At 70.5% G+C, this 13,721-nt stretch carries 13 protein-coding genes; 7 read left to right on the forward strand and 6 right to left on the reverse strand.

What is annotated here, in order from left to right; genetic code table 11:
• From F3H13_RS04765 to F3H13_RS04780, 4 genes are read left to right on the forward strand one after another with little or no spacing between them, the layout of a single operon-like run.
• A complete protein-coding gene (locus F3H13_RS04765; protein ID WP_149797913.1) occupies positions 1 to 1,140 on the forward strand; it encodes a DUF354 domain-containing protein in 1,140 nt (379 codons plus the stop codon).
• Positions 1,137 to 1,430, forward strand: a complete 294-nt coding sequence (locus F3H13_RS04770; protein ID WP_149797914.1) for a hypothetical protein — start codon at positions 1,137 to 1,139, stop codon at positions 1,428 to 1,430. Before F3H13_RS04765 ends, F3H13_RS04770 begins: the two co-directional genes overlap by 4 nt.
• Positions 1,427 to 2,392, forward strand: coding sequence for a polysaccharide deacetylase family protein (locus tag F3H13_RS04775; RefSeq protein WP_149797915.1), 966 nt, complete (start codon positions 1,427 to 1,429; stop codon positions 2,390 to 2,392). Before F3H13_RS04770 ends, F3H13_RS04775 begins: the two co-directional genes overlap by 4 nt.
• Positions 2,389 to 3,462 (forward strand): GNAT family N-acetyltransferase, encoded by a 1,074-nt coding sequence (locus tag F3H13_RS04780; RefSeq protein ID WP_149797916.1) that lies wholly within the window; start codon positions 2,389 to 2,391, stop codon positions 3,460 to 3,462. Before F3H13_RS04775 ends, F3H13_RS04780 begins: the two co-directional genes overlap by 4 nt.
• Before the next feature lie 107 nt (positions 3,463 to 3,569).
• On the opposite strand, the gene F3H13_RS04785 is transcribed toward F3H13_RS04780, so the two are convergent.
• Both F3H13_RS04785 and F3H13_RS16115 read right to left on the reverse strand, forming a co-directional pair.
• Positions 3,570 to 4,874: a sulfatase-like hydrolase/transferase gene (locus F3H13_RS04785; RefSeq protein WP_149797917.1), complete on the reverse strand. Its 1,305-nt coding sequence runs from the start codon at positions 4,872 to 4,874 to the stop codon at positions 3,570 to 3,572.
• Positions 4,864 to 5,010: a cupredoxin domain-containing protein gene (locus F3H13_RS16115; RefSeq protein ID WP_188128000.1), complete on the reverse strand. Its 147-nt coding sequence runs from the start codon at positions 5,008 to 5,010 to the stop codon at positions 4,864 to 4,866. Before F3H13_RS16115 ends, F3H13_RS04785 begins: the two co-directional genes overlap by 11 nt.
• Positions 5,011 to 5,216: 206 nt before the next feature.
• On the opposite strand from F3H13_RS16115, the gene F3H13_RS04790 reads away from it, so the two are divergent.
• From F3H13_RS04790 to F3H13_RS04800, 3 genes are all read left to right on the forward strand, one after another.
• Positions 5,217 to 6,146: a glycosyltransferase gene (locus F3H13_RS04790; protein WP_149797918.1), complete on the forward strand. Its 930-nt coding sequence runs from the start codon at positions 5,217 to 5,219 to the stop codon at positions 6,144 to 6,146.
• 243 nt (positions 6,147 to 6,389) lie between these two features.
• Complete coding sequence (locus F3H13_RS04795; protein WP_149797919.1) at positions 6,390 to 8,354, forward strand: glycosyltransferase family 39 protein; 1,965 nt, start codon at positions 6,390 to 6,392, stop codon at positions 8,352 to 8,354.
• Positions 8,351 to 9,511: a DUF1616 domain-containing protein gene (locus F3H13_RS04800; protein ID WP_188128001.1), complete on the forward strand. Its 1,161-nt coding sequence runs from the start codon at positions 8,351 to 8,353 to the stop codon at positions 9,509 to 9,511. The genes F3H13_RS04795 and F3H13_RS04800 overlap by 4 nt, the downstream gene beginning before the upstream one ends.
• Positions 9,512 to 9,677: 166 nt before the next feature.
• On the opposite strand, the gene F3H13_RS04805 is transcribed toward F3H13_RS04800, so the two are convergent.
• The 4 genes from F3H13_RS04805 to glmS all read right to left on the reverse strand — a co-directional run bounded on the left by F3H13_RS04805 (position 9,678) and on the right by glmS (position 13,536).
• On the reverse strand, positions 9,678 to 10,217 hold the full coding sequence (locus F3H13_RS04805; RefSeq protein WP_149797921.1) for a hypothetical protein: 540 nt from the start codon (positions 10,215 to 10,217) through the stop codon (positions 9,678 to 9,680).
• A 3-nt stretch (positions 10,218 to 10,220) separates the two neighbouring features.
• A complete protein-coding gene (locus F3H13_RS04810) occupies positions 10,221 to 10,805 on the reverse strand; it encodes a DUF7437 domain-containing protein (RefSeq protein WP_188128002.1) in 585 nt (194 codons plus the stop codon).
• A gap of 92 nt (positions 10,806 to 10,897) precedes the next feature.
• Complete coding sequence (locus F3H13_RS04815) at positions 10,898 to 11,089, reverse strand: hypothetical protein (RefSeq protein WP_223174374.1); 192 nt, start codon at positions 11,087 to 11,089, stop codon at positions 10,898 to 10,900.
• A 635-nt stretch (positions 11,090 to 11,724) separates the two neighbouring features.
• The gene (gene glmS, locus F3H13_RS04820) at positions 11,725 to 13,536 is read right to left on the reverse strand and encodes a glutamine--fructose-6-phosphate transaminase (isomerizing) (RefSeq protein WP_149797923.1); all 1,812 of its coding nucleotides are present in this window, start codon (positions 13,534 to 13,536) and stop codon (positions 11,725 to 11,727) included.
• Positions 13,537 to 13,721: the final 185 nt, after the last annotated feature.

Below are 13,721 nucleotides of genomic sequence, written 5' to 3' on the forward strand. Positions count from 1 at the left end.
ATGTCCCTGAACGCCGCCGTCAGGTCCGCGGCGGACCGACCGGGGCGCGAGGTACCGGCGCCGACCGAGTCGGACACCGGGCTGCGCGTGCTGTTCGACGTGGGCCACCCGGCCCAGGTCCACCTGTTCCGGAACGCGATCGACGTGCTCGAACGCGCGGGCCACGAGACGTTCGTCGCCTCCCGAGAGAAGGAAGTCACGGTCGACCTCCTCGACGCCTACGGAATCGCCCACCTGCCGCTGACGAAGCGGGGCGACTCCTTCCCGGCGCTGCTGTGGGAGCTCGCCTGCCGGGAGCGGCGCCTGCTGTCCGTCGCGCGGCGGTTCGAGCCCGACGTGGTCGCCAGCCGGCTCAGCCCGGCGGCGGCGCACGTCTCGCGGCTCGTCGGCTGCCGGAACGTCGTCGTCAGCGACACGCACATCGACTCGCCGGTGATGCGGCTGCTCAGCCAGCGACTGACGCTGCCGTTCGTCGACACGGTCTGTGCGCCGGCCGACTTCGACCTCCCGGTTCCGAAGGGGAAGCGCCGCGCGCTCGACTTCCAGGAGCTGGCGTACCTCCACCCGGAGTACTTCCGCCCGGACCCGGTCGGGCTCGCCGAGGCCGGCGTCGACCCCGGGGAGCCGTACTTCTTCGTCCGGCTCGCCGGGTGGGACGCCTACCACGACGTGGGGCACACCGGGCTCTCGCCGGACGCCGTGCGCGAACTCGTCTCGTTCCTCTCGGACCACGGGAGCGTGTACCTCTCGGCGGAGGCGGAGCTCCCCGCCGACCTCCGCGAGCACCGCCTTCCGGCGCCGCCCGAGTACGTCCACGACGTACTCTACTACGCCGACCTCTACGTGGGCGACTCCGGGACGATGTCGACGGAGGCGGCGCTCCTCGGCACGCCGGCGGTGCGGACGAACACGCTCGTCGGCGACGACGACGAGAACGTCTTCCGCGAGCTGGAGCACCGATACGGGCTGCTCTCCTCGTTCGCGGACGAGGACAAGGCGATCGCCGAGGTGCGGCGGCTCGTCGAGGCCGGCATCGACGAGCGCGAGTGGCACCGGCGGCGCGACCGGCTCGTCGACGAGCAGCCGAACGTCACCGAGCGGCTGGTCGACGTGATCCTCGAAGGGGCGGTGCCGTCATGACCGAGCGAGACCCCGACGCGGCCGACGGGGGGGCGGGCGGCGCGCTCCCGACCAACGCGCAGGTCCGCGTCCCCGTCGGTCTCCGACAGAAGATCGAGTCCCGGCTCGGCGAGACGGAGTTCGACTCGGTCGACGAGTACGCGGCGTTCGTCCTGACGGCGGTGTTGCGGGAGATCGACGAGCGCGACGATGGCGACCCGCGGGACGGAGACGCGCCCGCCGACGTCGGCGACGACTCGGTCGACGGCGAGGCCGTTCAGGACCGCCTGGAGTCGCTCGGATACCTATGAGCCGCGGAACCGTCGTCATCTCGCTGGACGCCGAGCTCGGGTGGGGGTTCCACGACCACGAATCGCTCCCGACCGAGCGGGTCGCCGGGGCCCGCGGCGCGTGGCGCTTCCTCGTCGACCTGTTCGAGGAACACGAGATCCCGGCGACCTGGGCGGTCGTCGGTCACCTCTTCCTCGCCGAGTGCGACGGCGTCCACGCAGACCACCCGGCCGGCCCGGAGTGGTTCGCCCGCGACCCGGGCGCGCGATACGACGCGGGCGGGACGGTCGACCCGAATGGGGAACCCGACTCGCGGTCGCACTGGTTCGGTCGCGACCTGATCGACGCGATCCGCGGCGGCGACGTCGACCACGAAATCGCGTCTCACACGTTCTCGCACGTCGAGTTCGGGAAGTCTGACACGTCGAGGGAGGTCGCCGCGGCGGAGCTTCGGCGGAGCGTCGCCGCCGCGGCCGAACGCGGCGTCGAGCTCGAATCGATCGTCTTCCCGCGGAACAGGGTCGGTCACCGAGCCCTGCTTCGCGATCACGGGTTCTCCTGCTACCGGGGACGCGCGCCGAACCGGTGGTACGACGGGCGACCGCTGAGGCGGCCCGGAAAGCTCGCGACGTACGCGCTCGGGGCCGCCGGGCCGCCGATCGTCGAACCGACCGTCGACGAGTACGGGCTGGTGAACGTCCCGGCGTCGCTGTACCTGTACGCGTTCGACGGCGCCGCGCGAGACGCGATCGAGGCCCTCTCCGAGGACCCCGTCGGCCGACAGGTCCGGCTCGGGCTCGAACGGCTCCGCGATCGGAACCGGGGCGTCTTCCACCTCTGGCTCCATCCGAACAACGTCGTGACCGCTCGCGACCGCGAGCGACTGGCTCGGATTGTGTCGACGATCGCCTCGTACCGCGACGAGTACGGGATCGGCGTCGACACCGTCTCCGGCGTCGCCGCGGCGGAGGGCGCCCGATGAGCGACTACGAGATCCGCCCGTTCGAGCCCGGCGACGCCGACGGGTTCCGCTCGCTGTACGCGACGGTAATGGGCGAGCGGAAGGGACAAGAGTGGTTCGCGTGGAAGTACGCCGAGAACCCCTACGCGGAGGAGGTCCCGGGGATGGTCGCGGTGCGCGACGAAACGCTCGTCGCGGCGAGGCCGCTGCTCGCGCTCCCGATGCGCGTCGACGGCGAGCGCGAGGTCGCGCTCCAGCCGGCGGACACGATGGTCCACCCGGACCACCGGCGGCAGGGGCTGTTCACGCGGATGACGGAGCGAGCGATGGAGCGCTACGGTGACCGCCCGTTCTTCTTCAACTTCCCGAACGAGCGGTCCCGCGCCGGGTACCGCAAGCTGGGCTGGGCGGTCGTCTCGGAGCGCGAGAGCTACTACCGGATCTCGAACCCCCGGGCCCTCGGGCGCTCGCGCGGCGGCGGGGCGGCGGTCCGGCTCGCGAGCGCGGCCGCGACGCCGGTCGCCCGCGCGTACTACGGGATCCGGGACCGAACCGCACCAGATCCGCCCGAAATCGTGGTCGAGACGGCGTCCGATCCCGCCGCGACGCTCGCCGAGCTGGCGGCGTCCCCGCCGCCGGACCGGATCCACGCCGCCCGCGACGAGGAGTTTTACCGGTGGCGGCTCGGGAACCCCGACTGGGAGTACACCGCCTACGTCGCCGAGCGGGAGGGCGACCCGGCGGCGGCCGTCGTCGCCGGCACGGCGACCGATTCGGGAGTGACGACGACACGGATCCTCGACGTCGCGCCGCTCGAAGGCGCCCCGGAGGACGCGCTCGCGGCCGCAGTCGGGCAGATTGTGGCAGACCACGCGGCGACGGATGTGTTCGTGGCGCCGCCGCAGGGGATCCCGGCGGGCGTGCTGCGGGCGTTCGGATTCCACGCCGACTCGGTCCCGCCGCTCTCGCGGGTCGCGTCGCCGACGTCGCACGTCGTGCGGGCGCTTCCCGCAGACCGGGCCACGGAGGAGTCGGCCCTCACCGACCCGGACGACTGGCTGCTGACGTTCGCCGAGGCCGACACGAGCTAGGCGGCGAGGAGAATCGACGTTTTGCTATTTTTGCTGGGTCCGTGTCGCGTCGACACTGCCGCGTTAGGTTTCACCGAGTCAGACACAGCCGAGTAGGTCCCGCCGAGTCAGACGCTGTTCCGGTCGACGACCCGCCGCGCCGCCGCGTGGATCCGCTCCGTCTCGGCCGCGTCGGCGTCGATCCGACCGAGCCGGCGACCGAGTTCGGTCATCACGCCCGGCCGCGCCGCGGAGACGTCGTTCCGTTCGCCGGGATCGACGGCGAGGTCGAACAGGCTGGCGTCGTCGCCCAACTCCACGCGCTTGAACGGGACGCCCCGCATCGCGCGGTTGCTCCCGCACTCGCTGGACGCGACGACGTAGGGGGCCGTGGCGGCCTCGGGGTCAAACGTTCCGGTCCGCGCGATTTCGAGCGCGGTGTCGTGGACGGACGCCAGCGAGGTCGGCTCCGTCACGTCCGCGCTCACACCGGCGTTGTGGACGAGGTACGGGACGCGGATGTTCTCCTCGTACACCTCCCGGTGATGGTGGCCGTAGTTCCCGTGGTCGCCGAACGACTCGCCGTGGTCGGAGTGGACGAGGAGAGCGGGGTCGTCGCGGGCGAGGTCGGAGCGAAGCGTATCGACGAAGGCGTCGGCCGACCGGACCGTGTCGCGGTAGCTCCGCAGCACCGACTCGCGGACGCGGGGCGACAGCTCGCCGCCTTTCCCCCGCATCGGGTCCGACGAGCGGTAGGCGCTGTAGTACGTGCCGAACAGGCTCTGCTCCTCGCGGTGCCTCCGGGCCGGAATGAACGGGAAGTGGGTGTCGAGGACGAACACCCACAGGAAGTAGGGCTCCGAGAGCGACTCGCGGACGCGCTCGATGTCGTCGTACAGCGACTCCCAGCGCGCGAAGAACTCGCTGCCGGAGACCAGGTTCGAGACGAGTTCCACCGGCCGCGCGCCGGCGTCAACGCCGGGGATCCGGTCCGCGACCGAGGAGACCCACCCGCCGGAGTCGGTCTCCGAGACGTCGACGAACTCGTCGAAGCCGCGGTCGAATCCGGACGCGCTCGACGTCCACGGGTTCGGCGTGACCGCGCCGGTGTCGTACCCCCGTTCCCTGAGGCGCTCGGCGAGCGACGCGTGCCGCCGCATGTGCTCGTTTATCGCCGCGAGCCGTCGCTCCCAGTGGGTCCGCTGCGGGTACTCGTCGAGCGAGGTCGGCCGCCGCCGCCGGCCGGTGAACACCGCCGGCATCGACGAGAACGTCTGCGGGCCGGGCGCGATCGCGTTCCGGTACGCGACGCCCTCCGACGCGAGCGAGTCGAGCGTGGGCGTGAGGTCGCGGTCGCCCCCGAGGAACCCGCAGTGGTCGCCGCGGAGGCTGTCGATCGACACGAGGACGAGGTTCCGGGAGTCAGTCGACATCGGTGTCCTCGACGGTCGGTTCCGAGCGAGGCGCGCCGGCGATCGTTGGGAGTCGGTCGACGCCGGGAGTCCTTGCGAGGCGGCCGCCGAACGGCGGCGCCCGAGCGCGCTCGGCGTTCGTCGTGGGCTGTGACATTGTTGTCACGATGTCGGCGCGTCGAACGGTTTGTTACGCGGAGCCAACCCGCGCTCGACGCCGCAGCCCCGCGTCGCCCGCCCCGCTCCGCGTCGCGGCTCCGAGCCGATTCCGGCGGTAGGGACGAGATAACAAACCCCGCCGGCCGCCCCGGTCGCTCCAGACGCGTCGAGCGCTCGCTCGGTCGAGCGCTTCGCCCCGCATCCATGCACGTCCTGAACCTCGTCACGAACTCGCAGGCCCCGTTCTTCGAGCAGCAGGTCGCCGCCGTATGTGACAGGGGCGTGTCGACGACGACCGTCGCGGTCGCCGGCGACCGCCGCACCACCGACGAGGAGACGAGCGGCCGATCCGTCCTCGACTACGGCCGGTTCTACGCGCGCGTCCTCCGGCGCGCGACCGAGTCGTACGACCTCGTCCACGCCAACTACGGGCTGACGGCGCCGATGGCGCTCGCGCAGCCGCGACGGCCGGTCGTCCTCTCCTTTTGGGGGTCCGACCTGCTCGGGAACGTCGGGCGACTCAGCCGGTGGTGCGCGCGCCGCGCGGACGCCGTCATCGTGATGAGCCGAGCGATGGCGGACGAGGTCGGGACCGACTGCCACGTGATCCCGCACGGCGTGGACCTCGACCTGTTCCGGCCGATTCCGCGGCGGGACGCCCGCGAGGCGGTCGGCTGGGAGCGGGACGGCAGGCAGGTGCTGTTCCCGTACGCGGCGAAGCGGGAGATGAAGGACTACCCGCGGGCGGAGCGCGTCGTCGAGGCCGTCCGCGCCCGGACCGACGAGCCGGTGGCGCTCCGGACGCTCCACGGCGTGCCCCACGCCCGGATGCCGCTGTACCTGAACGCGGCCGACGCCCTCCTCCTGACCTCGAAGAGTGAGGGGTCGCCGAACTCGGTCAAGGAGGCGATGGCCTGTAACCTCCCGGTGGTCGCCACCGACGTCGGCGACGTCGCGGAGCGGCTGGCCGGGGTCGACGCGTCGCACGTCTGCCGGAGCGACGAGGAACTCCGCGACGGCCTGATTGACGTCCTCGAACGCGGCGAGCCCTCGACCGGCCGGGCCGCCGTCGAGTCGCTCGGACTCGAGCGTATGGGCGAGCGGATTCGTGACGTGTACGAGTCGGTTATCTGAAGCGTTTCGACCCCGTGAGGCACCGAATCGAGGGAGTTCTGCCGGCCAGAAGCTCTCGGCCGGTTCGACCCGTTAGGGCGGCCATAACAATACCGAGTTCGTTGCTACTCGAGGCAAGCACAACGCGCTGCGACGAACCATGAACGAACGACGCTCCAGTCGAGCCGCAGTGTATCGCCTCCGATCCGACCGCCCCTCGCTCGACCGCCCTCCGGCCGGCGCGAGACCGGCGGGGCGGGACAGATGAGCGGAGAACACGCCTTCAGGGGCTTGCTCTCGCTCGACCGCCCGGACGTGGCCGTCGCGCGGCTCGGCGTCGTCGCCTGCCTGCTCCTGCTCGGGCTCCGGCTGCTGACGTCACAGCCGCTGCTCGTGATCATCCCGGTCGCCGGCGGCGCCGGCTGCCTCCTCTACCTCGGCGCTCGGCGCCGGCGGTCCGCCGCCTTCGAGTACCCGACGATCCCCCGGAGCGCGGCCGGCTACCTACCCGCGGGCGTGTTCGCGGGGCTGGCTGGCCTCGTCGTGTTGCTCCGCCTCTCGGGGACCCGCACGCTCCCGATATACCTCCTGACGGGGGCAATCGGGGCGGCCGTCCTCGGGCAGGCGCTGTTCACGCCCGACGACGAGCTGGCGCCCGGCCTGGTGGTGACGCAGATCGTCGTCGCCGCCGTCGTGATCCGGTTCTCGGTGCTTTTCGCGACACCCGGGTTCATCGGCGTCGACGTCTGGACGCACGTCCCGGACTTCGTCGCGGGCATCGTCGAGGCAGAGTCGCTGTCCGCCATCGCCGAGAGCAAGTACAGCATGGCGCCGTTCTACCACGCGATCGGCGCCGCCGGGGCGCTCGTCCTCGGGTCGGCGCGCGTGGGGACGTACCTCACAGTCGGGCTGCTCGTGCCGCTGTCGGCGCTGTTCGTCTACGCCGCCGGGAGCCTGATCCTCCCGGTCCGGTGGGCGCTGGCCGCGACCGCGCTGTACGCGTTCGCGGACCAGTTCGTCAGGTGGGGGCTCCACGTCATCCCGACGAGCCTCGGCCTCGTCTTCTTCCTCGGGGCGCTGTACGCGCTCACGGCGCTGCTCGTCACCGACGACCTCCGGGCCGGCGGGCTCCTCGCCGCGTTCAGCCTCGCGACCGTGTTCACCCACCAGGTGTCGACGGCGGTCGTCCTCGTGCTGCTCGGCGCCGCGGCCGCGTCGGTCCTCGCGATTCGGGTGTTCGGCGGGCCGCTCGACGGTCCCCCGGCCGCGACCGCGGTGACGGTCGTCGGGACCTTCCTCGCCACGCTCGTCGTGACCGTCGTCTCGTGGGTGAACACGCCGTGGTACGGCGACGACCCGTTCCTCTGGCAGATCCTCGACACGCTCGCCGCGACGCTGGTCGGCGAGGCCGGCTTCCTCAACCTCGCCGGCGGGTCCGGGGGCGGTGCCGGCGCCGCGGAGGCGGCGGGACCGCTCGCCGGCGTCGTGCCGTACGTCGAGTGGTTCGGCTTCGCCGTGCTGCTCGGGGCGGCGATCGTCGGCGGGCTGGCGATGGCGCGCTCCGAGACGCCGCCCGCGGTCACGCTCAGCTACCTCGCGAGCGCGGCCGCGATGTTCGTCGTCGTGTTCGGCTTCTCGATCTTCGGCGTCCGGACGATCATGCCCGGCCGGTGGATCGCGTTCATGTACGCGCCGTTCGCGATCGTCGCCGCGCTCGGGCTGTTCCACCTCTCGCAGCACGCGTCGCGGCGCGTGATACTCGTCGTGTTCGTCGTGGTCGCGCTCGGCTACCCCGCGACGATGGTCGTCGCCGAGAAGGCGACGCTCGACAGCCCGGCGTTCGACGACGAGTACCCGCGCTTCTCGTACACGGAGTCCGAGATCGCCGCGGTCGAGTCGATCAGCGCGGCGTACCCGCCCGGAGAGGACCGGGCCGACATCCGGAGCGACCACCCGTACTACACCCTCCTCGAACGGTACGGCGGTTACAGCGGCGACCGGATCGCGGTCGACGAGTCCGGGGCTGATTCCGCCCAGCCGTTCGTCTTCCGCGAGTACCAGACGACCGGTCCGGCGACGTTCGAGACCACGGCCGAACCGGCCGGGACGGTCCGGAGCCGGACGTTCGGCGCCGACCACGTCTGTTCCGGCGCCCGGAACCACGTGTACGCAAACGGCGACGTCACGCTGTGTACGGCCGCCGCCGCGGGACCGGGGGCGGACGCGTGACGCCCCCGAAACGCGGCTCCCGAGGCGAGTCCGCCGGCGTCGTCGGGGGGTGGGGCGACCTCGCGGTCGCGGCGGTCCTGACGGTGGCCGCGGCCGCCGTCCTCCTCTCCGCGGCTCCACCGCCGCCGCTCCGGTGGGGGTTCGGCGTCCCGTTCCTCCTCGTTTGGCCGGGGTACGCGGTGGTCTCCGCGCTGTATCCCGAGCGGCCGAGTGAGGAGAGCACCGCGGCCTCTGGGACGCATTTCGGGGGGAGAAATTCGGGGGGAACGTATTCGGAGACCGCGTCCCGCGCGGCGGCGCTCGCGAATCCGGGGTGGACGGCACGGGCCGCGCTCTCGCTCGCGTCGAGCGGCGTCGTGGTCGCGCTGGTCGTGATCGCGGCGAACCGGGTGGCCGCCGTCCGCACCGGCCCCGTCGTCGTCGGCCTCCTCCTCGTCACGCTCGCGGGGCTCGGCGTCGCCGCGGGCCGTCGCCTCCTCGTCGCGCCAGAAGACCGGGCGGCGCCCGTCGGGGCGATGACCGGAGGCGTCGCGACGGTGCGGGAGGGCGGCAGCGGACCCGCCGGCGGACCGAGCGGCGGTCCCTTCACTCGCGGGACCGGCGGCGGGTCGGCCGCGACGAAGCGGCAGACCGTCGCGCTTGTCGTCGCCGCGGCCCTCTTGGTCGTGACCGTTGCGGTCGCCGGCGCGGTCCCGCCGCAGGGCGAGGGGTTCACCGAGGCGACCCTGCTCGCCGAGAACGAGAGCGGCGACCTCGTCGCGACCGACTACCCGACGACGTTCGTCGCGGGCGAGGGACACCCCCTGACGGTCGCGATCGAGAACAACGAACACCGGCCGGTCACCTACGAGGTGGTCGTCCTCGCACAGGACGTCGACGCGGACGGCTCCGTAACGGCGCAGCGGCAGATCGACGAGTTCGACGTCGACACGGACCACGGCGAGCGCGAACTCGTCGAGCGACAGATCGCGCCGGAGACGACCGGGGAGGGCGTCCGCCTGCGCTTCCTGATTTATACCGACGGGGCGGACGGAGCCGACGGCGAAGGGAGCTCGGCGGCCAACGGGAGCGACACGGCGGACGCCGAGGTCGACCCCGAGGACGCGGACCAGGTGCTCCAGCTGTGGATCGACGTCGTCGACGAGCGCGACGAGTGAGGCGGGAGGGGCTGTAAGTCCGGCTCGAACATCGTCGTCTCAGGCGTCCGCGACGATGCGGTGACCGCCGCCGAAATCTCGTCCGGTTGTTCCTGAAATCACCCACCTTGGGAACTGTGCTATGCCTCCCCGTCTAACGAGTAGCGTCCCGAGGCCGCTCGACCAGTCAGACGATCTCGTCGAGTAGCTCGAATCCGTCTTTAAATTGGACGCGGTCTTCGAAGCCGTTCGCTGTGAGCGCAGTGACGACGCCCTCCCCCGCATCTGTATCCGTCGTCACGACGGCGATGAACTCCACGTCACCGTCGCTCAGACGTTCAACGGCGACGGCCCCGAGCGCGGTATCTGCTTTCTCGATTCGGTCCTCGTCGCGGTTCGAGGAGGCAGCGATGTACGAGCGGACACCGTCCATGACCCGTGACACCGTGCCGTCCGTGTAATCTGGTTCGTCGGCAACCGCCACCCATCCGGCGTCGATCGCGCTCCTGATCGGCGTCTGACCGGGCGTACTGCGGTCAGGTGCGCCGCCAAGTTCGTCGTAGACGCGCCGTGGGATCACGAACGTGATGTCGTTCCCGCGGGCGAATCGTTCGAGAGCGGTGTACTTGTTGTTCTGTTGGCGGCCGCACGCGATGAACAGCCCGGAATCCGCGATCCACGTTACGGCACCGTCGGCGTCGTCGAACGGCAGGTCCTCGTCGGCCATCCATCAGTCCTCTGTCGCTGGAGGGTACTCGCGGGCGTCCCGAATGTCCTCGAAGTGCGGGTCCACCGACTCCATCTCGTGAACTACGTCCCGGAGCGCCTGTAGTACGGCGACGCCGAACGCGTACTGAAGGTCCAGTTCACGAGCGGCAACGCGCTCCGACATGTTCCCGTTCGCGTATGGAACCGCGTAGGTGAGCGCGGCAGCGAGTTTGCCGAGCCCGTACTTCTCGACAAGGAGATCGAGATCTCGGTCGTGAGGGGAGCGACCGAACGCGTCGACGAGCGTCGGGGTGACCGTGTACTCGTCACCGTCGAGCGTCGCCGTGAGCGTGATCGGGACCGCCGAGTAGGTGTGCGTCTTCTGGTCGTCGTCCCGGGCCAGGACGCTGAGTTCGACGAGCGTGCCCGTATCCGAGTACGCGGTCGTCCGTGGTATCTCCAACTCGTCGGTGATCTCGTCGATCGTCACTTCGCCTTCCCGAAGCACGAACGAGTACAGTCGCGCCAGCCGTGGCTCCTCGAGAAGCCGGGCGACCGACAGGAGACCACTGACCGCTCGCTCGGGGCCCGCTGTGGCCTTCGACATACAATACATAATTCGTGTATTGAGTAATAACGGTTGGGGCGGCAGGCACCGAGTCCCTTCCTGCGGGACCGCGGTCCACGCTAGCCGGGGACCTACGGATCGGCTCCGGTGGACGTTTTCGCCGCAGCCGCTCTTTTATAAATAGACAACGCCGGATCGACGACGAACACCGCCAAAGCCCCAGCCGCTCGTTTATAAACAATCGACGACGGATCAGCGGTGAACACCTCCAAAGCCCCAGCCGCTCGCTTATAAATAGTTGCCTGCGTCTCGGCGGTGAACACCGCCAAAGCCCCAGCCGCTCACTTATAAATAATTGACTGCGTCTCGGCGCAGAACACCTCCAAAGCCCCAGCCGCGAGGACGGCGCACGCTCGTTGTCGCCCGAAAATCGGAGATTTTCGGGATGTCGTCAGAATCCTTTGGATTCTGACTGCTAGCCAGAAATCTCTGATTTCTGGCGATGACGAGAGAGCTTTGCTCTCTCGAACCACGCGCTTCAGTCGCTCGCTTCGCTCGCTCCTTCCAGTGCTTACGTCGTCATCAGAACGCGAAGCGTTCTGATTGGCTCACGAGAGCTCCGCTCTCGTGAACGCCTGCGCCGTCCTCGCGGCTGCCCCTTTGAGTCCCGCCCCGCACAGCAACCGCAGCCTCACGCCTCCCCAGCCTCGTCGGGCGCGTCTTCGGGCTCCCTCCGGTCGCCCTCGTCGCGCCCGACTCCCTCGCGCGTGCTGACTCGCGGCCGCCGATGGCGGCCGCTCGCAGGCACGCAGGGAGGCGCGACGCGCCTCTTGCAGCCGGCGGCAGAGCCGCCGGCGACGCCACCGCATTCATTTATAAATGTACGTCGCCGCCGCTCCCGGCTTATTAAATAGCGTTCGAGCCGCGGTCGTCGTCGCCGAGCCCGACGGGGAGCGCGCTACTCGACAGTGACGCTCTTCGCGAGGTTGCGCGGCTTGTCGATGGACCGGTCCATCGCGTCGGCTGCGTGGTACGCGATCAGCTGGAGCTGGACGTTCGCGAGGACTGCCACGAGGTCCGGGTGGGTCGCCGGGACCGGGAGGAACTCGTCGGCGGCGTCCATCAGGTCGGTGGCGGTCCGCGGGGCGACGGCGACGACGGGGGCGCCGCGCGCGCGGACCTCGTTGATGTTGCTCTCCAGCCGGTTCCCGTGTTGGCCGGTCCCGATCGCGAAGACGGGCGTGTCGGACGTGACGAGGGCGAGCGGGCCGTGTTTCAGCTCGCCGGCGGCGAACCCCTCAGCGTGCTCGTAGGTGATCTCCTTGAACTTCAGCGCCCCCTCAAGCGCGACCGAGAAGGCGTTCCCGCGGCCGACGAAGAAGTGCCCGTCGTCGCCGAGGCGCTGCTGGGCGATCGCCTCCGCTCGGGTGTCCGTCGTCACGGCCTCGACGTGTTCGGGGAGGTCGGCCAGCGCGTCTAAGCGCGCCTCGTGGTCGGCGGTCGGCTCGCCGGTGACGTCGCGGACGAGCCGCTCCGCGAGCAGGGTCAGCGTCGCGACCTGCGAGGAGAACGTCTTGGTGGCCGCCACGCCGATCTCGGGGCCGGCGCGGATGAAGAGCGCGTCGTCACAGGTCCGTGCGGCGGTGGAGCCGATGACGTTCGTCAGCGCGAGCGTGCGCGCGCCGCGGTCGCGGGCGCTCTGTAGCGCCTCCAGCGTGTCCGCGGTCTCGCCGCTCTGCGTGACGCCGATCACCAGCGTCTCCTCGTCGACCGGCGCGGGGTAGGCGGCGTACTCGCTCGCGATGAACGTGTTGGCGTCAATGCCGTCGTTCGAGAGGAGCCACTCCCCGTACGCGCCGGCGTGGTACGACGTTCCACACGCGACGAGTTGGACGCGGGAGATCCCCTCGAAAGAGCCCGGCGGGAAGTCCTCTAAGACGACGTCGTCGCCGTCGATCCGCCCGTGGAGCGTTTGCCGGAGCGCCATCGGCTGCTCGTGGATCTCCTTCAGCATGAAGTGGTCGTAGCTCCCCTTCTTGGCGTCCTCGGGGGTCCAGTCGACCGTCTCGACCGGGCGGACGACCGGGTCGCCGGCGCCGTCCGTCACCCGGTAGCCGTCGGTCGTGAGGACGACGACGTCGTCGTCCTCTAGGTAGACCACGCGGTCGGTGAACTCGAGGAACGCCGGCACGTCGCTGGCGAGGAAGTGTTCCGAGTCGCCGACGCCGACGACCAGCGGCGACCCGCTCCGGGCGGCGTAGATTGCCGGCTCGTCTCCGAGGACCATCGCGACCGCGTAGCTCCCCTCGAGCTGGTCGACCGCGCTCCGGAAGGCGGTCTCCGGGTCGTGGCCGTCTTCGAGCCGCTCTTCGATCAGGTGCGGGATCACCTCGGTGTCGGTGTCGCTCGTGAACTCGTGGCCGCGCCCCCGCAGTCCCTCGCGGAGCGCGGCGTGGTTCTCGATGATCCCGTTGTGGACGACCGCGACCCGCCCGTGGCAGTCCGTGTGCGGGTGGGCGTTCTCGTCGGTCGGCGGCCCGTGCGTGCTCCAGCGCGTGTGCCCGATACCGATCGAACCGTCCGTCATACCCGCCGAAACGGCCGACTCCAGCTGTGCGACCTCGCCGCCGCACTTCTTGATCTCGACGCCGTCCCCGTTACGGATCGCGACGCCCGCGGAGTCGTACCCGCGGTACTCGAGGTTTTTGATGCTGGTCAACAGCGGTCCGAGCGAGCCCTCCTCGCCGATACGGGCGCTGATGCCGCACATCAGTCGCTCACCGAGGGCTGGGCGTCGTTCCGCGCCGAGTCGAAGAAGCGAGCCCACGGGCCGTCCGCGGGGTGATCGGTTCCCGTGCCGCGCTGCGAGTTGCTGTGTCGCATACGCGTCAACGGGCCGAGATTCCCTTTGTTATGGAGCGGTAACCAACGACGACTCCGCGGCGGGCCTTGGTA

The sequence above is a fragment of the Halorubrum xinjiangense genome, from assembly GCF_900102375.1.
Classification (GTDB): domain Archaea; phylum Halobacteriota; class Halobacteria; order Halobacteriales; family Haloferacaceae; genus Halorubrum; species Halorubrum xinjiangense.